Raw genomic sequence first — 24,837 nt, 5'->3', positions numbered from 1 at the left:
AACATTAAATATTTCACCATTATTAAGACATCTGTAATTCTCAGTATGAATATAATTGAAATTGGGAATTGCAGATGTAGTTACAAAGGGATGTAAACGTATTTTGCTATTAAAAATTTTTTAGATAGAAGGTAAAAAAATGTTTGAAGACATATATAAACAATTAGTAAATGAAGTAGACAAGGGACATCAATGTGTAACATTAACTTATATTGATTTACTTAGTACAGAAGAAGGTTCTATTATAAAGAAAGTTATTCTAACTAAAGAAGATATAGAAAAAAAATCCTTTCCAGTTGATGATAATATTTATGAAAAAATATGCAGTTCTTTAGAAAGTGGCAAACTTGAAATGGTTGAGATAGGGGAAAATAAGAATGTTTTAATTGAACCATTTGTTCCCAAACCACGTCTAGTTGTTTTTGGTGGTGGACACATAGCAAAGCCCGTGACAGAATTTGCATCAAGAGTGGGATTTTCTGTTACAGTTATAGATGATAGGCCTTTCTTTGCAAATAAACCAAGATTTCCTGAAGCAGAAAAAGTCATTTGTGAAAGCTTCGAGAAATCCTTCGATTTAATTAATTTGGAAAAATCTGATTATATAGTTATTGTAACAAGAGGTCATAGATATGATGGAGTTGTTTTACGTAAAGTCTTAAAGTATGATCTTAGTTACGTTGGAATGATAGGCTCAAGGCGTAGAGTAACTGCTATGAAAAAGGAGCTATTGGAAGAGGGATTCCCTAAAGAAAAGTTGGAATTAGTTAATGCTCCAATTGGCATAGATATAAACGCTATTACTCCAGATGAAATAGCTATTTCTATAATAGCACAGCTTATAAATTTTAAAAATAAAGAAACTATGAGCAAATTTGGTAAAAATTTTGCTATTCCTGAATTTGATAAAGAAGTACTAAAAAATGCATCTGAAAAATCACCAAAACCTAAAGCATGTATAACTATACTCTCCTCTAAAGGATCAGTTCCTAGAAAAGCAGGAGCCAAAATGATCACTTATCCTGATGGTATGAGCATTGGAACTATAGGTGGAGGATGCAGTGAATCCTCTGTGCTGCAAAAGGCAAGAGAAATGATGAGGAAAACTGCAAGAGAAAGGAGTTCTTTCATAGAGCATGTAGATATGACCGGAGATGTTGCTGAATCTGAAGGAATGGTTTGTGGGGGAACTATGGAGGTATTAATAGAGGTAATTTAGAGAGGAGTTGAATTACAATGAAAAAGATTAAAACTAAAGAAGCTGTAGGTCATGTACTTTGTCATGATATTACACAAATTATTAAAGGAGTAAAAAAGGGTGTTGCATTTAAAAAGGGACATATTGTTACTGAAGAAGATATTCCTGTTCTATTATCAATAGGAAAAGAGAACCTCTATATATGGGAAAAACGAGAAGGCATGCTTCACGAAAATGAAGCAGCAAAAATTCTTTATAATATTTGTAAAAATGACTATATGTGTCCTTCTGAAATTAAGGAAGGAAAAATTGAGTTAATTGCTGAAGAAGATGGTGTACTTAAAGTTGACATTGAAAGGCTTTGTAAAGTCAATTCACTTGGAGAAATGATGATTGCTACCCGTCATAATAATTTTCCTGTGAAAAAAGGGGATAAATTAGCGGGTACACGTATTATCCCTCTTGTAATTGAACAAGAGAAAATGGATAAGGCTGTTGAAGTTGCAGGGGATAAGCCACTTATAAAAATTATGCCATTTAAAAATAAAAAAGTAGGTATTGTAACTACAGGCAGTGAGGTCTTTTATGGAAGAATAAAGGATACCTTTGGCCCAGTTATCAGAGAAAAACTTGCGGAATATGATACGGAGGTTTTAGGACAAAAGATTTTAAATGATAACCCAAATGAAATTACTCAAGCTATCAAGGACTTTATTAATGAGGGAGCAGAATTAATAATATGCACAGGTGGAATGAGTGTTGATCCTGATGATACAACACCAAGTGCAATAAAAGATACAGGTGCAAAAATTGTTTCTTATGGTGCTCCTGTGCTTCCTGGTGCAATGTTCTTGCTAGCATATTATAAAAACACAATTCCAATTTTAGGATTGCCAGGTTGTGTAATGTATGCTAAACGTACCATTTTTGATCTAGTTCTTCCAAGAGTTATGGCAGATGATAAGATAACTCTAGAAGACCTTGCAAGCCTCGGACATGGTGGCTTATGCCTTTCATGTGATGTTTGTTCATTCCCTAATTGTGGATTTGGAAAATAGATGTTATAGACAGTAAATTAAATTACTCAGCTTTCGTATGTGCGAAAGTTAAGTTAAATTATTATATAATGGAAATAATATCACAGTAAGTGCTGTATGGAAAAATATTATGTAGAAATATTTTAAAGAGAATATATAATTTATATATATTATTTAGTATAATAAAAATATATAGTATATATTTTATATGGATTTAAAGTAGGCGATAATAAGTTAGTTGGCCCTTTTCCATAAGGAGGGTAGTGCTGTGAAACAATATCAATTAAAATATGAGAATTTTGAAAAAATGCAGCATTTTATTTACGGCAATAATATCAATAATAGTGATAATATTTTGATTCAGATTTTTACAGCAGTAGTAGAAATGAAATTTATTAAGGACCTCACAGATAAAATAACATCCATGTTGCCTAGAGCAGAAATTATAGGTGCAACAACTGCTGGAGAAATATATGAAGGAAACGTGCTTAGTAAAACTACAATAATATCGTTTTCTATTTTTGAAAAAGTAAGAATTAAAGCAAAGCTTTTAAGTGATAAGAATGAGTATAAGATAGGAGTAAATATTGTTAAAGAATTAAGTGAAGATGATACAAAAGTCATTATATTATTTTGTGACGGATTGATCACAAATGGGTATGAGATTATTAAAGGTATAGAATCAGCAAATAATAAGCTTATTGTTTGTGGTGGCAAAGCTGGTGACAATGGATATTTAAAGAAAACCTTTGTATTTACAAAGGAAGGCATTACAGAAAATGGTGTGGCTGCAGCTTCACTTACTGGAAAAAGTTTAAATGTTACAACAGAACGTAGTTTTTCGTGGTCACCTATTGGAAAATTAATGACTATTACTAAAGCATTAAATAATAGAATTTTTACAATAGATAATATTAAGGCAATTGATGTTTACAGAAAATATCTTGGAGATGAAGTGGCCAAAGATTTGCCTATGTCTGCAACTGAATTTCCATTAATAATTAAGAGAAATGGTACCTACGTAGCAAGAGTGGCTTTTGGATGCCATAATGATGGATCTTTGAGTTTTCTTGGAGATGTTAAAGTTAATGATAAGGTTCAGTTTGGTTATGGAAATGTAAATATGATAACATCTCAAGCCTTAGAAATGACGCATAGGTTAAAAAATAAAAATATTGAAGCAATTTTTATTTATTCTTGCTCAGTGAGAAGAAATTTTATGCAAAATAAAATTGGCATTGAAACATCTGCTGTAAATAGTATTGCCCCAACTTTTGGATTTTTTACTTATGGTGAATTTTTTACTTTTAACCGTTCAAATGAACTTTTAAATACAACAATGACAATACTGGGAATATCTGAAGGCAACCAAACTTTTTATAAAAATGAACCTACGCCTAATAGTGAAAATGAAAACTCTTCAAAAAGCTTTTTTGAGGGAAAAGACGTTGGTGTAATTAAAGTGTTTACTAATCTTGTAAATCAAGTCACAAAGGAATTACAGGAGGCTAATAATGTGTTAGAAAAACAAAAATATAAAGTGGAGCAGATGAATAATGCTACAAAAGCTATTATGGAAATAAACAGCCACATGTTGTCTTCCTGTGAAATTGATAGTTTATTTGAAATGATACTTTGTAAGGCATTAGACGTAATTCCAAGTGGCACTATGGGAAGCATTTTATTTATGAAAGATGATGAATTAGTTTATAAGGCTACGAAAGGATATTTTCCTGATAAAATAAAAGAAATAGGATATAAATTGAAGAATTTGTACCAATATAAAGTTCACGATATGAATATTAAAGAATTACGTAATCCTATAGTAATAAGTAACCTAGAAAAAAATCTGTTTAATGAAAAAGATAAATATAACTCATGGAAAAAATTATTTATAAAAGATCCTTATCAGCTTTTAACTTGTGGTATATGTATTGATGGATGTGTTAAGGGATTTATTGATATATTTAATACAGATGAGAAAGAAAGTTTCAATGAGGATGATAAAAAGCTGCTGAAGTATTTGTCCTATGATATTGCCATAGCTTTTAAAAATGCTCAATTGTTAGAAAATATTTTATATATGTCTAGATACGATAGCTTAACTAAAGTGTATAACAGGAGCTATTTTAATAAGTTGTTGGATGAAACTTTGAATAAAGCAAGACTTTCAGACAGTATTTTTGTTATATGTATAATAGACCTAAATAATCTTAAAGTTATTAATGATACCTATGGTCACATTGTAGGTGATGAAGTTCTGGTGAAATTTGCAAATATATTAAAAAAAGAAATTTGCGAAGAGGATATTTTTGCGAGAATTGGCGGAGATGAGTTCGCAGTAGTATTTGTAAATAAGGATAAGAATAGCGTTATTAATATTATAAGTAGGGTTTCAAAGATATTTAAAGATTATCCTTTTAATTTAAATGGAGACAAGAAAGAGATTAGTTTTGCTTATGGGCTTTCTCAGTTTAAAGACGATTCAGATGATGTTAATGAACTTTTAAAAATAGCTGACAAAAGAATGTATGAAAAAAAGAAGAAAATGAAGGATAGAAGAAAAATATGATGTATAATTTAAGTTATACATCATATTTTTAGGTATTATTTTTTATTTATTGGGAAATACACTTCTGTTACAAATTCATTGTGACTGCATTTAGAATCAGGACCTTTGATGTATTCATCATGAGGAGGTCCAGCTATTTTATAGGAATTTTTATTTATCCAGTCAAGGAGTTCAGCATAAGCTTCACCGATTTCACTATAAGGACCTATAAAAGTTGTGTGTACATATAAGCCGCCTTTTAAAACTTTAGTTGATACAGTATCTGTTTTTAGCTGTCTGTTTACTGGAATGCAAACTTCTATATCTGCATTATTGTGATCAAAGTCACTGTCAGAATTTTGATCAAAATCCTGGTCGTAGTAAATAGTTCTTATGTTTCCCAAGGGTGAAAGACCATTTCTGTAAATATTTTCAAAAAGTTTACCTATTAAATTGCCTATATTGTCCATTGAAATTGTGTCTCTTATGCTTAAAACTGTTGTATCTTTTAAAGTATCAATTAAAATATGGAAATTTCTTTTAGAATTCATTATATCCTCACCTTTCTGTAATTGATCCATTGAATGTTTAAGATGAAGTAAAATATTGTTGCTTTGTTGTATTTCAGTTTCGAATAAACTTATCTGCTTTGATAAGAATTTTTCTAAAGTACTGTTACTTTTATCCTTAATAATTTGTTTTATTTCACCCAATGAAAATTTATATTTTTTAAGTCTATTTATTTTTAGAATGTCTTGTACTTGATGCTTTTCATAATATCTATACTGATTTTCTGGATTAACAAAAGTTGGTTTTATCAATCCAATTTTGTCATAATGTCTGAGCATTTTGGTTGAAACATTTCCAATTTTCGAAAATTGTCCTATAGTGTACATAAAAACCTCCTAATATTTATTTCCTTCGAAGTGATTAATTATATTTTAAACTTTACCATAATGTCAAAGTCAATAGTTATAGAGTCAAAAATTGAATTATGGCATTTACTGGGTAAGTTATGCTATAATTTCTAGTAGAATAAAAAATTTAATTTATTGCTGGAGGTTTATTCTATGAAAAAAGTTTATTTTAAGGCTATTAATTCATACTCTAAAACGGAAGAGATAAGTGATGCTGCTGGTAAACTCTTAAAAAAAGTAGTGGAAGAGGAGCATATAAGTCTTGAAAAATTCATACCTCTTAAGGTTCATTTTGGAGAAAAGGGTAATAATACTTTCATACAATCGAAAAATTTTACTGGTATAATAAATTATTTAAAGGAAAATAACATAGATAGTGCATTTATAGAAACGAATGTTCTCTATAGAGGTGAAAGAACTACAAGGGAAAAGCATTTGAAACTTGCAAAAGATCATGGGTTTACTGAGCTCCCTATAATAATAGCTGATGGTGAACACGGAGAAGATTTTGAGGAGGTTGAAATTAATAAAAAGAATTTTAGCAAATGTAAGGTAGGAAAAGAAGTCGCAAACAAAAAACAGCTTATTGTCCTAAGTCACTTTAAAGGTCATATACTTGCTGGTTTTGGAGGTGCTATAAAACAACTTGGAATGGGATGTGCATCAAGAGGAGGAAAACTTGCCCAACATGCAAATTCTGTACCTAAAATTAATTTCTTTAAATGTAAGGGATGTAGCGCTTGTGCAAAAAAGTGTCCTCAAAATGCCATAATCGTAAACAGAAAGGCAAAGATCAATAAAGACAAATGTGTTGGTTGTGCTTCTTGTATGGCAATATGCCCACAGGGAGCTATTTATCACAGCTGGCTTGGATCTATGACCAAATCTTTTAATGAAAGGCTTGCAGAATATGCTTATGCTGCAGCAAAAGGTAAGAATCATATTTACATAACCTTTGCTTTTAATATAACTAAAAATTGTGACTGCGAAGGGCATGATATGAAACCAATAGCAAAGGATATTGGAGTTTTTGCTTCAACAGATCCTGTAGCTATTGATAAGGCTTGTCTTGATATTCTTGATAAAAATAGTGGCAGAGTTGTATTTAAAAGGGGAAGATATACTCTTGATTATGGGGAAAAAATAGGTTTGGGTAGTAAAGAATATGAACTTGTTGAAATAAATTAACTGATATGCATAAATATTAATTATTAACTTGCGAAGCTTTGCTTCGCATTATTTTTATATTAGGTCAAAATTTTATATGTGCGAAAGTTGAGTCCTTAATTTTTAATTATATGTTTAACATCTATAAAAGTATTAAAAAGCTAAATAGGTGTAATAGAATAAATGGCGTTTTTTTAGTTAAAATATATGTATGCTGAAATATAATTGAGAGGTGTAAATATAATTATGGATGAGAAATTATTACAACATTTTAAAAATAAACTGAAATCAGAAAGAGATGCAGCCTCTGATTTGTTGGAACAAATGGAAAAGAATGAAACTATAAAATCCAATGCAGAACTATCTAGGGAATTGTCTTTTTATGATAACCACCCAGCAGATAACGCTAGCAATATATTTGATAAGGAAAGAGGGCTGGCTTTTCAAAAAAACGAACAAATTGTTATAGAAAAAGTAGACAATGCTCTAAAAAAAATAGAAGAAGGTACTTATGGCATATGTGAAGTCTGTGGTAAGGAAATAGATATAAATAGATTAGAATTTCTTCCATATGCAGAGCGCTGTATTGACTGCCAGCAAAGTATGGATAATTCAAAACCTGATGAAATGAATAACAGACCTCCAGAAGAGGATGTTCTTAAGGACACTTGGAATAGAGGATACCGTGGGGATGATGATCAGGTTGGATTTGATATGGAAGACAGTTACCAATCAGTTAACAAATTTAATAGAAGAAAAAATATAGTTGAAGAATATGTGGATGAGGATGAAACATATGTTGATCCTATAGAGAGAATAAGTAACCAAGAGTATAAAAATCAATTACCTTAAGAAAATCAACAGTTTAAACTTTGGGCGCTTTCAAGTTATAGGTATGGACTATACCTAATTTATCTATGTAAGTAAAATATAGAGGTTAAGATAAATAGGGTTCTTGGCATCAGATGGAGTTTTGACTCTACCTGATGCTTAGAACTTTGTTTATTTGAAGTATTATTTTATAGTATTGATTTTTATAGTTTGTTTTAATTCTTTTTCTTTGGTCAGTGGCTCTGTGGGATAGCCTAATGCAATGCCAGAAACGGGTACAAAGCCTTCTGGTAAATTAAGTTCTTTTAATAATTCTTTCTCTTTCGAAAATGAAGCCAAAAATGCCCATAAATACACACTACCTAAACCAATATCAGTAGCAGCAAGAGCCATATTTTCGATAACACAAGCAGCATTAGCTATTTCAACGTGAGGTGCTTTATCATTTGCTTTACCAGAAACAACAATTAAAGTAGGAGCACCATAAAAAGGTTTCATATTTGGGCTGCCAAATGCATTTGCCGTTGCTTTTGTAATTTTATCTAGTAAGCTAGAATTTTGAATTACTGTTAAATGAACTGAATCATAAGCACCCATTCCTACAGGTGCAGCACAACCTGCATTAAGTACAATATTTAAGGAATCATCACTAATTTGCTCGCTTTTGTAATTACGAGTAGATTTACGCACTGCTATTGCTTTCATCATTTCCATGGTTAAAATCTCCTTTATATGATATTTACTCAGGTTAGTAAACCTGGTATAATTATTATACTTACTATTAGCTAAGCAAACAAGTACTAAGAATTTTATGACTAGGTATTCTTTTTTATACTATGGAGGATTTTATATGGCTACAGAGCAGGAATTAAAACAGTACTTAAAATTAATTAAGGAATCGTACAATACAAAAGAATGTCCTGTGAAATATACTCTGGATATTATAGGTGGGAAGTGGAAATTGCGCATATTAGTGCAGTTGATAAAAATGGAAGTAGTGCGTTTTAATGAATTAAAACATGCAATATCAGGGATAACAAATACCATGTTGTCAAATTCTTTACATGAACTGGAAGATGATGGCTTAATTACTAGAAAACAATATAATGAGATGCCTTTAAGAGTAGAATATTCATTGACTGACAGGGGGAAAAGTTTATTACCTTTACTTTATGAATTATCTACTTGGGGAAGTAATCAGATAGAGAAATAATTTGCCACACAGAAAATTTTTCTATGAACGAAAAAGATTGCAATCAAGTTACATAAAGTAAAACTTGTGCAATCTTTTTTGTCCGATGACTACCTACTCTAATACTCCCACTTTTCCAAGCGGGAGTAAAGAGCAGCTACGTCCCTGGATAACGATTTCTAAGCATAGGTGGAGTCAAAACTCCATCTGATGCCAAGAACTCTGTTTATTATTGAATATAGGTTAAATATTTTGAAGAAGACCATCCTTCAATTCCATTTATACGGATCTTGTACCAGCTGCCATCTGAAGTTTGACCAATTTTCTGTGCATATTGTCCTTGAGAGAGCACCCCAACTATTTGTGCTGTAGACGATGAAGTTGCTCTTATATTTAACTGGTATACACCACTAATAGTTACGTACTGATTTGCTGGTACTGTACCAAGGGTGTTTCCCCAGATCCATCCTGTCTGTCCGTTGTAGGTAACTTGATACCATCCATTTGAGTAATTCATTAAGTTTAAAATAGTACCTTTTGGAACATTGGTTAAAATAGTATCATCTGTTGATGGATTTGCTCTTAAATTTGCGTAACTTGTTACATTGGCAACCTGTGCATATCCTCCAACTTTAAATTTAGGAGTGGATGGTGTTGTATCTTCAACTATATTTATATAACGAGCAGGTATATATCCTTGGTTAATTGTGTTCATGCTTATAAAATATCTTTTAGTACCCTGTATTCCACCATAAGTTTGATCAGGTGTTGATTCATAGGTAAAAGCACCTTGTACTCCATTTAAAGTTCCCCATTTATCAAAGATAACTACATGATCACCTGGCTTGTCTAGGATATCCATGTGTTGTAGACTGTTTAAATCAATTTTTTTAAAATAGTTGTTTAATAAGGTGCTTGTTGATTGTTTGTAGTCTGCAATATTAAAAGAAGCTTGTACAAAACCAGAGCAATCTATTCCTGCAGTTCCAGGTATATATCCTAGTCCACCATCTGTATTTACGTTTCCTGTGAAGGCACCTTTGTTAACTGCATCAAGGAAGTTTGTCCACGGAGCGTTGTAGGAATTGGTATTAATTCCGTCAATACCGCCCCAATCATAAGGTATACCTTTAAAAGTAGCTGTCGTTACACCTTTAAACTGATTTGGAAGTGTAACACTTGATGCATATTGAGAAGATATATTGCTATTTTTATTTGCAGAGTATGTCCAGGTTAAATCAATTAAACTTGTGGCCCTTTGCTCAACTTGAGTTCTTGATATTGGAGTTTGTGTAGCTGCACTTACTTTGTAAAAAGGTACACTCATTACTGAGGTAAATGCAATCAATGGAACCAAAATTTTAGCTAAGCTTTTCTTCATTTTTTCCATCCTTTCAAGAATATTTTGAAAACGTTCAATATTAGAACCTAATTAAATTATAATAATACAATTCTATGTTATCAATCATCAAAAGTTGGAATGATCTAATACCAAAATGTATTTAAGGTGTAATATACCAAAGCCCAGACACTATACCCGTTGTTTTTTTAATCTGTATTTGTTATAATACATATATAACAAATATAAGAATTATAACAAATATAGTATATAAAAGAGGGGGAGCATTATGCTAAATAGAAATACTAAATTGAGTGTTGTGCTAGCTTTAGCAACTTGTACTTTTTTATCTTATCCTGCTTATGCAGACGACAACTTTAGTGTACAAAGATTATATGGTAGTGACAGATATGAGACTTGTAGCAATATAGCTAACTATTTTCAGCAAGGACAATTGGACAGTGTAATAGTTGCAAGTGGAGAACAATTTGCAGATGCACTTTCAGCTGGATGTCTACAGGAATTAGGAAATTCTCCTATAATGCTTGTAGGTAAAAATATAAAAAGTAGTGATAAAACATTAGGTTATATTGAAAATCATTTAAAAAAAGAAGGAACTATATATATTTTAGGAGGGGAAGCTTCTGTAAATAGTGAATTTGAAAGGTATTTTAAAGAAAAAGGATTTAATAAAATAATAAGATTAGGTGGAAAAGACAGATATGAAACCAATGTAAAAGCAGTAAGCAAAGCAGATGTAAAGGAAGGAACTCCAGTAATTGTAGCAAATGGTGACAATTTTCCCGATGCTTTAAGTATAGCAAGCATAGCTTCCTATAAAGGATATCCTGTTTTTATAACTCCTTCTGGAAACCTGCCAAATGAGATAGAAGAAAAAATTAAGGAAATAAAACCTTCTAATATGTATGTGATAGGAGGAATCAGCTCTGTAAGCAGCAATATAGAGAGTAAATTGAAAGAAGTATCACAAAATGTAGTGAGAATAGAAGGTAAAGATAGATATGAAACTTCTATAAATATATGCAAATATTTCAATAAGGATTTGAAAAACTTAGTAGTTGCAAGTGGAAAAAACTTTCCAGATGCACTTTCTGGTATTGCTCTTTCAGCTAAATTTAAGGCACCTATAGTAATAACTGATGAAGGTAATGTAGAGGAGCTTAAATCTTATGTACAGAATCAAAAGGTGAATAAGATTGTAATACTTGGAGGAGAAAATATGATTTCTAAAAATGTAGAGGATATTTTGAATCCCCTGAGCTTAAAATCTAAAGCTGAGGATTTTATGACATGTTTACTAAATAAAAAAATAGATGAGGCTATGGAAGGATTAAGCACTGATTTAAAATCAGGATATGGAGAAAGCATAATGAAAAGTTCTTTTTCCAGTATGAGCTTTAAAGGAATGGATACAAAACCTCTAGATATAAAGCAGGAAAAGCTGCCTCTTGGCAATATGGTTACATTAACCTATAAAGTAGAAGGGCTTCCTACAAATTTAGATATAAAAATAAAATATGACAATGATGGAAAAGTATATGATTTCACATCTGAAGCTGCCCCAGTGGAAAGTAATTACAAACTTCCAACTTATGTAAATATAGATAATTTTACTGAAAAAAATGTGGCTATAGGAGATGAAAAGTATAAACTTCCAGGAGTATTGAGCATACCTAAAGGGAAGGGACCATTCCCGGCAGTAGTGCTTGTCCACGGAAGCGGCGCTAATGATATGGACGAGACCTATGGGGACACAAAGGTATTTAAGGATATATCTGCAGGACTTGCTTCAAAGGGAATTGCAGTGCTTCGCTATAATAAGAGGTCAAATGAATATCCATCCTTAACTGCAATAGATACAAAACTTGATTTGAATAAGGAAACAGTAAATGATGCAGTAGATGCAGTGAAGTTATTAAAGAAAACTAAAGAAATTGATTCCAGCAAGGTCTTTGTTTTAGGACACAGTCAGGGGGCAATGCTTACACCAACTATATTAAAAGATTGTGGCAATAGCGGTGCAGCTGGTGGAATAATGATGGCAGGACCGGTAGATTTTTTAGACACTCTTTTAGAGCAAAGTAAATATTTGAATTCAATAGGATATATGGATGAAGATAATCTAAAGTATATACAAAACTTATATGACTTAGTAAAAAACAATAAAGATTTTCCTAAAAATATATCTGAAAATACTATAATCTTTCATGCATATCCTTATTATTGGTTGAGTGTTAAAAATTCAACTCAAGCACAGGATGCAGTAGACATAAAAAATCCCCTGCTTATTCTTCAAGGAAAGAGGGATTATCAAGTAGCTGCTTCTAATTTAGAAAAGTGGAAGAATATATTGAAGGATAAACAAAATGTTGAGTATAATTCTTATGATAAGTTAAATCACTTTTTTATAGAAGGGGAAGGAAAGATGACTCCTGAGGAGTATGGAAAGGGGAATGTACCAAAGTATGTTATAGATGATATAGTAAGCTGGATTAGTAAATATTCTAAATAAGGAAAATATCTTATTTTAAAACGACTTTCCTCATATTAATCTTCAAATTGTGTTGTCTTAATAAAGAAATTGCAATAGTTAATATTATATAAATGTATAAATAGTTGATTTAATTGTAGAAATTGTTATAATATACTTATTATTATAATGATAAATTTTAATATATATTTTTAAAATTAAGGCAAAAATATTCGCTTAGTTATATTAAATCTGTAATTATAGGAGGATTGATTATGGGGAAAATTGTTTTTTTTATTTTAATGATCTTATTTGCCGATCTATTTTTTAATCTATTTTTATATGAGAAAATAAAATATAATAAAATTGTCAAATACTATGATGATGTACTTGATAAAATACTGTCCGGTAACTTTACATATAATTTTCAAAGAAAAGATTCCATATCGAATAAAATTGATAGGCTATGTAAAGATATGTTAGTATGGATATATAAAACTTTGAATTCATCTATAACTATGGGCGATGATTTGGAATATATATCAAATTCCTGCAGTATGTCTAAAAAGGGACTTTTAAAAATTAAAGGATATATAAATGAATTTAATAAAAATGCAAATGCTATATGTGATAAAATATCTGAATGTTCAAATTTATCTGCGAATATGGCAAATTCAGAAGTAGAAATGCGCAAATTTTCAGATAGTGTTACAGGCAGTGGCAAAAAAGCAGATGAATATATTACACGCAGCAGTGAATCCGTAGAGAAATCTGTAACTATTCTTGAGAATATGAATTCCAGTATGGAGCTTCTGTCAAATAATATAAGTAATCTCTCTAATATAACAGATAAAATTGAGAATATGGCAGAATTGATAAATAAATTAACTGCAAATATAAACCTATTGTCATTAAATGCTTCTATTGAAGCTGCAAGAGCTGGCGAAAATGGAAAAGGATTTGCAATTGTAGCTTTAGAAATAGGAAAATTGGCTGATGAAAGTGCAGTCTATTCTAAAAATATAAAATCACAAGTAGATGAAATAAAGGGACATACTGTTGATACTGTAAAGTCTATTGAAGACTTGATAGAGAAAAGCTCACAAGGAAAAGACTCTATAAAATCTATTAAAAATTATTTTAGTGAGTTTAGCAGTGAAATTCATAATATAAATAATAATTTAGCCTTTCTTTCACAAAAAATTGTAGAACAAACTGAACACACACAGTATGTTGCGGCTTTTAACCAAAATTTAGCAGCTTTCTTTGCTGATTTTAAAAGGGATGTTTCTGTAATTGTGGTTGAGACAGAAAATCAATCTGCTTTGGAGGATGAGAATATAGAGTGTTCTCAAAAAATGCATTTTTCTATGGAAAAACTCACTGATTTTACAAAAGAATTTGAAAAAATAATAGAATCTAAACTTATAGAGTACTGCAACGATATTGCAGAAAAAATATGCAAAGATAATTTTACTATTGAAAAACTTTGCGAATATGTTGGTAAAACTAACATATCTAGTTTTTATATAACAGACGGGGATGGAGTGATTGTAATGACAAATGATTCTGAAACCATGGGATTTAGATTTGAGGATAATCCTTCATCTCAGACATTTCAGTTTAGAAAAATATTGTCTAATAGGGACTTAGTAGTGGTACAAGATTTTGTGAAAAGAGATTTGGATGGTAAATACTATAAGTTTGCTGGAATTTCACGTAGAGATAAAAAGGGAATTGTACAGGCAAGTATTTCTATGGACGATATAGTTAATTTGAGAAATTGTTGTGCATGAGATGCTTGTGAATAATTTAAAATTAAATAATCTTTTAAATAGAGATTTTTAACGGGCCACCCATTTTAAGGGTGGTCATAAATTAGGATTAAAGATATGACTCAGTAAAATGGTTTAATTTTTAAATTTGAGAACTAAGTACTTCATTGTCTAGATTGTCAATGTATTCATGAAGTATTTTTTTTAGATTTAATACGTCTTTCATTTCGTAGTATCCAGATTTTTTATAAATGTAGTTTACTGCATTAAGAGCTCCTAGTGAAAAAGCTTTTTTTGAAAAAGATTCATGGCTTATTTCTATTCTATCCTCATCACCAATTATAAGAACTTTATGTTTTCCTACTACCCCTCCAGCACGTACAGAGCTTATAGGAATAGGTTTATTTTGTACACCAGATATTTGAAGACCATGTTCTATTTCATCTGATAGTTTTAATGCAGTCCCTGAAGGGGAGTCTTTTTTGTTTTTATAGTGCATTTCTATAATTTGAAAATCATAATTATTTAATATAGTAGCTGCAATATTGCTTAGCAGCATTATTACGTTTACTCCTAAAGTGATGTTTGGGGCGTAAACTATGCCGTTTTTAAACTTATAGGATATAGTTTGAAGCTTGTCAATATCTTCTTTGGAGAAACCTGTTGTGCCTATTACCATATTTACTTTCATTTTTGATAGTATGACGGCATTTTTTATGGTTGCTTGTGGATTTGAGAAGTCTACCACAACATCTGGTTTGGTTTTAAAAATAGTAGCTTGGAGTTCATCAGAAGTAGTTATTTTTACTTTTGTTTTAAAATTACCAAGTAACTCTCCTAAATTCATTCCCTTTTTTTTACTATTAGGGCTGCAGATTGCAGCTACCATTTCCATGTTATCTTGTTGTAAAATACCTTCTGCAATATATTTTCCTGTCTTACCTAAACCTATTAGACCTACTTTGATCAAATCAATTACCTCCTTTTTGACGCTTACAAGAAAAATTTCAAGTATTGACATCATTTTTTGTTATTTATCCCTATTTTAAAATTAGTGACAACTTAATTCTATCATATAAGTTGCTACTTGTCATTAATAGTTAATGTATATTTATAATTTATACATAAATTCAATTAATTCTATTTTAATATAGATCAAGGGCTTATATGAAATTTTAATTAGTAATTCCAACAAATTGTTAAATTATTATTTACATAGTATAAATAATAATTTATACTTAATATTGATTTATCCAATCGCTACCATTTCTAACCCCCCATCGCACTCTGCGAAAGCGACTATCATCAAATCGAAGATTTGAGATATCTTCTTTTCTATCAAAGTGGGGGGATAAGCAATGCTACGCGCTTGGATAACGATTTCTAAGTTTTAGATGGAGAAAAAACTCCATCTGAAACCAAGAACTCTATTTATAAGGATTTTATTGGAAGGAGGCTTTACTTCAAGTTATCAGAATAACTTAAAGTAAAATTTAAAATGTCATCGCAAAATGTTACAAAACCTGTATACCAGAAGATAGCAATTGATATAGCTAATAGAATATTAGACGGTGATTTTTCCATAGGGGATAAACTTCATGGAAGATCATCTCTTTCAAGTCATTATAATGTTTCTCCTGAAACTGTAAGAAGAGCTATTATGCTTTTAAATGAAGTGGATATTGTAGAAGTGATAAAGGGCAGTGGGATTATTGTTAAATCCGTGGATAATTGTTTGAAATTTATAAATAAATTTAAGGACATAGGTTCCATGAATAAATCTAAAAATCAAATTTTGGGCTTATTAAATGAGAGAAATGAAATTGAAAAAAAAATTGGAGAAAGAATAAATGAACTCCTAGATTACTCAAATAGATTTGTAAACATTAATCCATTCATGCCTTTTGAATTTAAAATATATAAGGGACTCGGCATTGTAGGGAAAACTATATGTGAGAGTAAGTTCTGGCAAAATACAAATGCTACTATAATAGGTATACGTAGAGAAGGAAATTTAATACTTTCTCCAGGACCTTATGCTGTATTTAAAGAGGAAGATATTTTTTTAGCAATAGGCGAAGAAGATGTGTACCATAAAATCAAAAAATTTCTTTATGGAGATAATAATTAGTAATATTAAAAAAATTTAGTTTTTAAGGCTTTTGAGGAAAGAAAAAAGAAAGTTTAAATCAGTTAAATAAAAATAAATTAATCAAAATATTAGAATGAAAAAGTCAGATAATGTAATCTGACTTTTTTTAATAGGAAAGTTGATTTTTATATATACACAAAAAAATAATAGGTTAAAGCTATTATTATACCTGTTGACACTCATATCATTTAATGATATAGTCTATTTAATGATATGTCATTAAATGATATATGTGAGGTAAAAATGGCTAGAAATAATGCTTACTGTTTAAATGAATACATTGATTTTTATGTCTATACTGTATATAATGTATATATACAGTATAGATATATTTTGGCAAGTAAAACGTAAAAGAAAATTATTTAAAAGTAGGAGGGGAAGTTAAATGTCAGAAGAAAATTCAGAAGAAAGAAAAGATGGAATTTTAAAAAATATTATTGGTGCTATAGTTTCGCCAAGAGAAACAATGGAAAGAGTCAATAAAAATCCTAAAATATGGAGATATTTAATACCTGTAACATTAATCCAGTTAATTATTTATATAATAGAAATACCCAAACTTACAAGTTTTGCTGTTTTACAAGCTCAGCAAGTGCCAAACTTTTCTCAAGCTGCAATTCCAATTATAAAAACTGGAGCTATAATTTTTACGGTAATTAGTGCATTAATTACGCCGGCATTATTTGCATTAATAATTAGTGCTGTTATTAAACTTATAGCTTCTATTTCAAAAGAAACAGGAAATTTTAAAAATTTATATTGTATAAACATATTAGCTTATGTTCCAGTTTTAATAGGTGGAATCTTAACTGCAATAATAATGCTTTTTACAGAGCCACAAAATATAAAAAACATTTCAACTAGCCTTACATTGGTTTTAAGTTCATCAACAGATATGAAAAGTACAATTTATAAGTTGTTCTCATGTATAGATTTTTTCTATATATGGAGTGCAGTGATATCAACAATTGGTACTTCTATTGTGTTTAAAATGAAGACAAAAAAAGCAGCAATTATAGTTTTTGTGATTTACGCTGCTGCAGTATATGTTTTTAAAGTTTTAATTTAAAAACATTGTTGAAATTGAATAGTACTTTGTGAGCTAGACAAGCTGGCATTGTTTTTGTACAGTGTCAGTTTTATCTTTATATCAATAGTTTGGAAAAAGGTTTATAATTTTTAGTAAGATTGTAGAAAAAATGGGGAGGAAAATAAATGAAACTTAAATTGAATTTTGCAAAAAACAAAAAAAAATTAGCAATTATAGTAGCCGTTATATTTATAATTACAGCTATAGGAATATCTTCTTATGTAAAGTCGAGGAAATCACAAGGTAAGAAAGTAACTATATCTAAGGTAATTAAAAGAAATATAGTTCAAAGTACTACGGTTTCAGGAAGCATAGAACCGAAATATAGCAATGATATAACTTTAAATAATACCCAGAAGGTATCAAAGGTTTTAGTAACTGAAGGGCAACAGGTTACAAAGGGAGATATTTTAGTTCAAATGGATACATCTGACTATGACAGTGAACTAAAAAAGCTAAAGATTGATTTAAAGAATGCTCAAAATGCAGTATCACAGTCACAAGCACAAGCGGTACCAGGGACTAGCAAAGATAATGCAGGAAATCAAACAGATTCTATTAAAGCTGAAATAGACAATTTAAATGCAAAGATAGAACAAAGTAATATAAGATCTAATGTAGATGGAAGAGTAATGAGAGTTGACGCTAAGGAAAATCAAGTCCCTAAAGCAGGAGATATGATTATTGTAGATGATATTTCACAATACAAAGTTTCTATAGATATGAGTCAATATGATGCTATGAAAGTTGCAAAAGGACAAAAGGCTATTGTTAAAATAAAAGGTAATGATCAAAAAAAGTATACTGGTTCCGTTACAGATGTAGGACAAATAGCTCAAGTTAAGGCTGATGCTAAAGCCACCAATCAGGAAGCTAAAGTAAATGTGATAGTAACTCTAGATAATGCAGATGATAGTATAAAAGTAGGTTATGAAGCAGATGCAGAAATTGTATTTAATGAAAAAAGAAATGTAGTTTGTATGGGCTTTGATAGTGTGAAAGAAGAAAAAGGTACAAAGAAGAAATATGTTTACATAGTGAATAGCAAAAATAAGATTTCAAAAAGATATATAAGCACAGGCATAGAGACAGATGATTATATGGAAGTTATAGATGGTCTTAATGAAGGAGAAAAATATGTATCAAATCCTCCGGATACTCTTAAAGATGGAGATATTGTAGAGACTCAAGCAGGAGGGAACAATAAGTGATAATTAAATTGGAGAATTTAGTTAAGATATATGATACTGGTGCTGTAAAACTTAAGGCTTTAAAGGAAATTAATTTAGAAATTGAAAAGACAGAATATGTAGCTATAATGGGGGCATCAGGATCAGGTAAGTCTACTCTTATGAATGTACTTGGTTGTTTAGATAAACTTACAGATGGAAAATATTATTTAGATGGTGTAGATATATCATCATTAGATGATAACAGTCTAGCTGATATAAGAAACAAGAAAATAGGTTTTGTATTTCAAGCATTTAACTTACTTCCCAAACTTACAGCTATAGCTAATGTGGAATTGCCCATGATGTATGCAGGAGTATCTAAAAAAGAGAGAGAGAAAAAAGCTAAATGGGCTCTAGATAGAGTTGGATTATCTCATAGACTTCATCATAAACCTAATGAAATGTCTGGTGGACAAAAACAGAGGGTAGCTATTGCAAGAGCTTTAGTAAATGATCCATCTATAATACTTGCAGATGAACCTACAGGAAACTTGGATAGTATTTCTAGTGAAGAAATAATGGAGATTTTTCAGCAATTAAATGATGAAGGAGTAACTATTGTTATGGTTACACATGAACCTGACATAGCCATGCATACAAAAAGAACCATAGTTTTTAAGGATGGAGCTATAATTTCAGATAATCCAGTAGAAAGAAGAACTATAGTTGGGGGGAAGAAGTAATATGAATGTTGAAGAAAGCTTTCAATCTGCACTACAAAGTATAAAATCAAATAAATTAAGATCCTTTTTAACTATGCTGGGAATAATAATTGGAATATCCTCTGTAATTACTATAGTGTCTATGGGTGCTGGAGCAAAACAATATATTACAGGACAATTTCAGGGCATGGGTAGTAACGTAATCAATCTCCAGCTTAATCAGTCTTCAGATAGTGCTATAGAAAAAAGAGATTATTTTACTATGGATGATATAGACCTTATAAAGGAGAAAATACCTGAAGTTACATCAGTTGTTCCTACGCTCGGAGGAGATGGAAATTTGAAGCTTGAAAATAAATCCAAGCGTGTCCAAATTGTGGCATCAACAGAAGGTTACGATAAACTTTCAAATATAAAAATGGTTAATGGAAGGTTTTTAAAAGAACATGATGTAGATATAAGGTCAACTGCAGCAGTTATAGATGAAAAAACAGCTGCAAAATTATTTCACAATACAAATGATGCTCTTGGAGAAAGTATTGAATTAAGTTCAGATGACCAAGATATAGATTTAAATATAGTTGGAGTATGTAAAGATCCAAATGGTAATCTCGGGTCCATGTCAGATAATGCTCCCGGTTCAATATTTATACCTATAACTATTGCAGATAGAATACTTACAAATACCGATATTGGTTATATGTCAGTGATGTTGTCTGACATGAGTAAGGCTGAAGAAATAAGTTCCAAAATGGTAAAAATTCTTGAAAATAAACATCAAAACAAAAACAAGTACACAGCTCAAACTGGATTTAAAGAGCTTGAAAATCTAAATAAATCATTATCTGTTATAACAGGTGTATTGGGTGCTATTGCAGCTATATCACTTTTAGTTGGTGGTATAGGTGTTATGAATATAATGCTTGTATCTGTGACAGAGAGAACTAGAGAAATAGGCATAAGAAAAGCTATTGGAGCAAAAACTAGAGACATAAAAGTACAATTTTTAATGGAGTCTATAATACTGTGCCTTATAGGTGGAACTATTGGAACTATATTAGGTATAACAATAGGTAAAATTGCAGGATCTTTCTTAAAGATGCCCGTACCAGTGTCATTTAAAATAATATTTATAGCATTTTCATTTTCATCAGCAATAGGTATATTCTTTGGGCTGTACCCGGCAAGCAAGGCAGCAAAATTAGATCCTATTGAAGCTTTAAGATATGAATAAAAATTTTTTGATTTGTTTTAAAAAGGCTATATAATATGATTAGAAGAAAGTTAAAGTACAGGGAGTGAATTTATGGACAGCGAAAAGCAGCAATTGAGTATTGAAGCAGCAAGGTTATATTATAAGTCAGATTATAGTCAACAGCAAATTGCATCCCAACTTGGAATATCAAGGCCTACTGTATCTAGGCTTTTGCAATATGCTAAAGAAAAGGGATTTGTAAAGATTGATATTGTAGATCCTTTTGATGATTTAGATAATATGTCACATCAATTAAAGGAAAAATATAGATTAAGAGATGTTCGCGTTGCTTTTTCGCCAAAGGATGATTATGAACTTATAAGAGAGTATATTGGCAAAGAGGCAGCAGAATATTTAAGTGAAATTTTAAAAAATGGTGATATGCTTGGAGTAAGTTGGGGAACTACTATGTATGAAGTTGCAAAGAATCTTGAGCCTAAAAATCTTAAGGGAATAGAAGTGATTCAGCTAAAAGGGGGTATTAGTTATTCAGAAGTAAATACATATGCTTTTGAAACTATTGAACTATTTGCAGAAGCATTTCATACGATACCAAGGTATTTGCCTTTGCCTGTGATTTTTGACAATTCAACTATAAAGGAAATGGTTGAGCATGATAGGAATATTAACAGTATTATAGAAATGGGAGCAAATGCCAATATAGCAATTTTTACAGTTGGTACTGTAAGGGATGAGGCATTACTATTTCAACTAGGATATCTAAATGATTCAGAGAAAAAGAAGTTAAAACAAGAAGGTGTAGGAGATATTTGTTCGAGATTCTTTGACGAAAACGGTAAGATTTGTGATGAAGACATAAATAATCGTACTATAGGGATATCACTAGAAAATTTAAAGAAAAAGGAAAAGGCAATCTTAGTTGCAGGGGGATCACATAAAGTTGAGGCAATTAAAGGAGCCTTAAAAGGAAAAAATGCTAATATATTGATTACAGATAAATATACTGCCAGGAAACTTTTAAAATAGGTATATGAACTAAATTTCATATACCTATTTACAAATGTTCAAAAAAGATTTATTATGTATGTGTAATAGAAATTGAGGGGAGGATACAAATTTGATGGATTATAAAAATTTAGTTTCTAAGGCTTTTGAAGGAAGAAAAAATGCTTATGCTCCTTATTCCAACTTTAAAGTTGGAGCAGCTGTACTTGCCGAAGATGGAAAGGTTTATACAGGTTGTAATATAGAAAATGCTTCATATGGTGCAACAAATTGTGCAGAAAGAACTGCAATATTTAAAGCTATATCGGAAGGAAATAGAGCTATAAAAGCGATTGCCATTGTAGGAGTAGAAAACGATTATACATATCCTTGTGGAGTTTGCAGACAGGTTATAGCAGAGTTTGCTTCAAAGGATGCAGAGATAATACTTGGAAAAGGTGAAAGTGAATATATAGTTAAGACATTAGATGAATTATTACCAGGAGCCTTTACCAAAGAAGATTTAAATAAATAGTATAAACTATAAAGGTGTTCTTTTATTTTGAAATCAAGCTAAAAAGAATACTTTTAATTTGAAAACGTATGAACAAAATTTCATAATAAGCTTTACAAATGCTAAAATTTATTATGAATTACTGTATGAAAGGAAGATTTATTATGAATATTGCTAAAATGATTGACCATACATTGTTAAAACCGGAAACAACGAAAAGTCAGATAATTAAATTGACGGAAGAAGCAAAGAAGTATGACTTTGCTTCAGTTTGTGTAAATCCGACATGGGTTAAACTAGCAAGTGAGAAGTTACATGGTAGTGAAGTTAAGGTATGTACGGTTATTGGATTTCCTCTTGGGGCTAATACAACTGAAACAAAAGTGTTTGAAGCAAAAGATGCAATCAAAAATGGTGCGCAGGAAGTTGATATGGTCATTAATATTGGAGAATTAAAGGATAAAAATGATGTGTATATAGAAAATGATATAAAGTCTGTTGTAGAAGCTGCAAAAGGAAAGGCATTAGTAAAAGTTATTATAGAAACTTGCCTTTTAACACAAGAAGAGAAAGTTAGAGCTTGTAAGATAGCTAAAAAAGCAGGAGCAGATTTTGTAAAAACATCAACGGGGTTCTCAAAGTATGGAGCTAAAGTAGAAGATGTTAAACTCATGCGTGAAACAGTAGGAAAAGATATGGGAGTTAAGGCATCTGGTGGTATCCATACTAAACAAGAGGCTTTAGATATGATTGAAGCAGGAGCAAGTCGTATAGGTGCAAGTGCAGGTATTACTATTGTATCTGAATAAATATTTGTATGGACTCTATTAGTAGAAGCTATGCTTATATATTAATAACTCAACTTTCACATATACAAAATGTAGACTTAATATAAGCAAAATACAAAGTTCAAATAACAAAGAACAGATAAAGATGATTTCCCTCATACCTCAGGAAATCTATAATTCTAATATTTTCTGACGTTAGGAAGAAAATTATCCTTATTTGATATTTGAACTTTGAACTTTGTTCTTTAAGAAAATTGTTTCGCAATTTTTTTAAATTGCGTAAGTTACTAAATTACTATCAATTTAAAAAATTATATTTATAAATGTAATCGTTATTTGAAGATTTGGACATTTTAGTTAAAAGTATTTAAGGAGGGATACACAAAATGAAATTTATTATTGGAATTATTGGACTAGCCATTGTAGCTGGACTTGCGCTACTTGGCAGCAATGATAGGAAAAGTGTAAAGATAAAGCCTATAATTATAATGGTTGTCTTACAATTTATTTTTGGATTTATTTTGTTAAATACTGAAATAGGTAATATTTTAGTAGGTGGAGTAGCAAATGGTTTTGGAGCACTTCTTAAATGTGCGTCAGAAGGTGTAAACTTTGTATTTGGTGGCATGGTAAATAAAGGAGTAACCTCAGTATTTTTTATAAATGTTCTTATGCCAATCGTGTTTATTTCAGCTTTAATTGGTATACTACAATATTGTAAGATACTACCTTTTATAATTAAGTATGTTGGATTAGCATTGAGTAAAGTAAACGGTATGGGCCAATTGGAATCTTATAATGGAATAGCATCAGCAATTCTTGGACAATCAGAGGTATTTATTTCAGTAAAGAAGCAGCTTGGTTTATTGCCTAAAAATCGTCTATATACTCTTTGTGCATCAGCTATGTCAACAGTATCGGCTTCTGTTGTTGGTTCTTATATGCTTCTTATAAAACCTAGGTATGTAGTAACAGCACTTATATTAAATTTATTTGGTGGATTCATTATAGCTTCAATTATAAATCCATATACTGTAAAACCGGAAGATGACATTTTAGAGGTTGAAGAGAAGGAAAAACAGTCATTCTTTGAAATGCTCGGTGAATACATCATGGATGGATTTAAAGTTGCTATTACAGTTGGAGCAATGTTAATTGGATTTGTCTCAATAATTGCATTAATTAATGCAATATTTAAAGGAATATGTGGTATTTCATTCCAGGATATTCTTGGATACATTTTCTCTCCATTTGCATTTTTTATGGGTGTACCATTTAATGAAGCAGTAAAAGCAGGGGGTATAATGGCAATAAAACTTGTATCAAATGAGTTTGTTGCAATGACTACACTTGCACAGGGAAATCTTGGCTTATCCTATAGAGCAACAGCTATAGTATCTGTATTTCTAGTTTCATTTGCAAATTTCTCATCAATTGGAATTATAGCAGGTGCAGTTAAAGGATTGAATGAAAAACAAGGCAATGTAGCTGCACGTTTTGGATTAAAATTATTATATGGAGCAACACTAGTAAGTGTACTTACAGCAACTATTGTTGGATTAATTGTATAATATTAGGTAATTGCGAAACTCACTGATAAAAATGAATAAAAGATGTTTAGAAGTTGCAAAAGCATTGTTAGAAGTTTAAAGACAAATTTTTATGATTTGAAATAACCATATTGATAAAAAAAGGCGCACG

21 protein-coding genes are annotated in these 24,837 nt (G+C 30.6%); 17 read left to right on the top strand and 4 right to left on the bottom strand.

From position 1 onward, the window contains the following. Positions 1-139 precede the first annotated feature (139 nt). The 3 genes from CLCOS_RS15970 to CLCOS_RS15960 all read left to right on the top strand — a co-directional run bounded on the left by CLCOS_RS15970 (position 140) and on the right by CLCOS_RS15960 (position 4,807). Positions 140-1,219 carry an XdhC family protein gene (locus CLCOS_RS15970; protein WP_063602469.1) on the top strand — a complete coding sequence of 360 codons (1,080 nt, stop codon included), beginning with the start codon at positions 140-142 and terminating at the stop codon, positions 1,217-1,219. Between the two features lie 17 nt (positions 1,220-1,236). Further along, a complete protein-coding gene (locus CLCOS_RS15965) occupies positions 1,237-2,256 on the top strand; it encodes a molybdopterin-binding protein (protein ID WP_013238450.1) in 1,020 nt (339 codons plus the stop codon). 247 nt (positions 2,257-2,503) lie between these two features. After that, positions 2,504-4,807: a sensor domain-containing diguanylate cyclase gene (locus tag CLCOS_RS15960; protein ID WP_063602468.1), complete on the top strand. Its 2,304-nt coding sequence runs from the start codon at positions 2,504-2,506 to the stop codon at positions 4,805-4,807. Between the two features lie 35 nt (positions 4,808-4,842). Here CLCOS_RS15960 and CLCOS_RS15955 read toward each other — a convergent pair whose 3' ends face one another. After that, a complete protein-coding gene (locus tag CLCOS_RS15955; protein ID WP_063602467.1) occupies positions 4,843-5,682 on the bottom strand; it encodes a MerR family transcriptional regulator in 840 nt (279 codons plus the stop codon). A gap of 174 nt (positions 5,683-5,856) precedes the next feature. Between CLCOS_RS15955 and CLCOS_RS15950 the strand changes: the two genes are divergently transcribed. Together CLCOS_RS15950 and CLCOS_RS15945 are read left to right on the top strand one after the other, a co-directional pair. After that, entirely contained in the window at positions 5,857-6,891 is a 1,035-nt protein-coding gene (locus tag CLCOS_RS15950) for a DUF362 domain-containing protein (protein WP_063602466.1), read from the top strand. Positions 6,892-7,116: 225 nt separating this feature from the next. After that, positions 7,117-7,722, top strand: a complete 606-nt coding sequence (locus CLCOS_RS15945) for a TraR/DksA C4-type zinc finger protein (protein ID WP_063602465.1) — start codon at positions 7,117-7,119, stop codon at positions 7,720-7,722. Between the two features lie 162 nt (positions 7,723-7,884). On the opposite strand, the gene CLCOS_RS15940 is transcribed toward CLCOS_RS15945, so the two are convergent. Next, complete coding sequence (locus tag CLCOS_RS15940; RefSeq protein ID WP_013238455.1) at positions 7,885-8,415, bottom strand: nitroreductase family protein; 531 nt, start codon at positions 8,413-8,415, stop codon at positions 7,885-7,887. A 136-nt stretch (positions 8,416-8,551) separates the two neighbouring features. On the opposite strand from CLCOS_RS15940, the gene CLCOS_RS15935 reads away from it, so the two are divergent. After that, on the top strand, positions 8,552-8,914 hold the full coding sequence (locus CLCOS_RS15935) for a winged helix-turn-helix transcriptional regulator (RefSeq protein ID WP_013238456.1): 363 nt from the start codon (positions 8,552-8,554) through the stop codon (positions 8,912-8,914). Between the two features lie 208 nt (positions 8,915-9,122). On the opposite strand, the gene CLCOS_RS15930 is transcribed toward CLCOS_RS15935, so the two are convergent. After that, the gene (locus CLCOS_RS15930; protein WP_063602464.1) at positions 9,123-10,274 is read right to left on the bottom strand and encodes an SH3 domain-containing protein; all 1,152 of its coding nucleotides are present in this window, start codon (positions 10,272-10,274) and stop codon (positions 9,123-9,125) included. A 247-nt stretch (positions 10,275-10,521) separates the two neighbouring features. Between CLCOS_RS15930 and CLCOS_RS15925 the strand changes: the two genes are divergently transcribed. Both CLCOS_RS15925 and CLCOS_RS15920 read left to right on the top strand, forming a co-directional pair. Further along, on the top strand, positions 10,522-12,765 hold the full coding sequence (locus CLCOS_RS15925) for a cell wall-binding repeat-containing protein (protein ID WP_013238458.1): 2,244 nt from the start codon (positions 10,522-10,524) through the stop codon (positions 12,763-12,765). Between the two features lie 233 nt (positions 12,766-12,998). Next, positions 12,999-14,519, top strand: coding sequence for a methyl-accepting chemotaxis protein (locus CLCOS_RS15920; protein ID WP_013238459.1), 1,521 nt, complete (start codon positions 12,999-13,001; stop codon positions 14,517-14,519). A 121-nt stretch (positions 14,520-14,640) separates the two neighbouring features. On the opposite strand, the gene dapB is transcribed toward CLCOS_RS15920, so the two are convergent. Then, complete coding sequence (gene dapB, locus CLCOS_RS15915; RefSeq protein WP_029169931.1) at positions 14,641-15,468, bottom strand: 4-hydroxy-tetrahydrodipicolinate reductase; 828 nt, start codon at positions 15,466-15,468, stop codon at positions 14,641-14,643. Positions 15,469-15,996: 528 nt separating this feature from the next. Between dapB and CLCOS_RS15910 the strand changes: the two genes are divergently transcribed. The 9 genes from CLCOS_RS15910 to CLCOS_RS15870 all read left to right on the top strand — a co-directional run bounded on the left by CLCOS_RS15910 (position 15,997) and on the right by CLCOS_RS15870 (position 24,707). Next, on the top strand, positions 15,997-16,629 hold the full coding sequence (locus tag CLCOS_RS15910; RefSeq protein WP_063602463.1) for a TrkA C-terminal domain-containing protein: 633 nt from the start codon (positions 15,997-15,999) through the stop codon (positions 16,627-16,629). A 406-nt stretch (positions 16,630-17,035) separates the two neighbouring features. Further along, positions 17,036-17,719, top strand: a complete 684-nt coding sequence (locus CLCOS_RS15905; protein WP_013238462.1) for a Yip1 family protein — start codon at positions 17,036-17,038, stop codon at positions 17,717-17,719. 146 nt (positions 17,720-17,865) lie between these two features. Next, a complete protein-coding gene (locus CLCOS_RS15900) occupies positions 17,866-18,951 on the top strand; it encodes an efflux RND transporter periplasmic adaptor subunit (protein ID WP_013238463.1) in 1,086 nt (361 codons plus the stop codon). Then, on the top strand, positions 18,948-19,655 hold the full coding sequence (locus CLCOS_RS15895) for an ABC transporter ATP-binding protein (protein ID WP_023163443.1): 708 nt from the start codon (positions 18,948-18,950) through the stop codon (positions 19,653-19,655). Before CLCOS_RS15900 ends, CLCOS_RS15895 begins: the two co-directional genes overlap by 4 nt. A 1-nt stretch (position 19,656) precedes the next feature. Next, entirely contained in the window at positions 19,657-20,868 is a 1,212-nt protein-coding gene (locus tag CLCOS_RS15890; protein ID WP_013238465.1) for an ABC transporter permease, read from the top strand. Between the two features lie 72 nt (positions 20,869-20,940). Next, on the top strand, positions 20,941-21,876 hold the full coding sequence (locus tag CLCOS_RS15885) for a sugar-binding transcriptional regulator (protein WP_013238466.1): 936 nt from the start codon (positions 20,941-20,943) through the stop codon (positions 21,874-21,876). Positions 21,877-21,970: 94 nt separating this feature from the next. Continuing rightward, a complete protein-coding gene (locus CLCOS_RS15880; RefSeq protein WP_013238467.1) occupies positions 21,971-22,369 on the top strand; it encodes a cytidine deaminase in 399 nt (132 codons plus the stop codon). 143 nt (positions 22,370-22,512) lie between these two features. After that, positions 22,513-23,157 (top strand): deoxyribose-phosphate aldolase, encoded by a 645-nt coding sequence (deoC, locus tag CLCOS_RS15875; protein ID WP_013238468.1) that lies wholly within the window; start codon positions 22,513-22,515, stop codon positions 23,155-23,157. A 365-nt stretch (positions 23,158-23,522) separates the two neighbouring features. Then, positions 23,523-24,707 carry a NupC/NupG family nucleoside CNT transporter gene (locus tag CLCOS_RS15870; protein ID WP_013238469.1) on the top strand — a complete coding sequence of 395 codons (1,185 nt, stop codon included), beginning with the start codon at positions 23,523-23,525 and terminating at the stop codon, positions 24,705-24,707. Positions 24,708-24,837 lie beyond the last annotated feature (130 nt).

This window comes from Clostridium coskatii, from assembly GCF_001675205.1.
In the GTDB taxonomy this organism is placed as follows: domain Bacteria; phylum Bacillota; class Clostridia; order Clostridiales; family Clostridiaceae; genus Clostridium_B; species Clostridium_B ljungdahlii.
The sequence above is the reverse complement of the archived record's forward strand: the minus strand, read 5'-3'. Positions and strand labels throughout refer to the sequence as shown.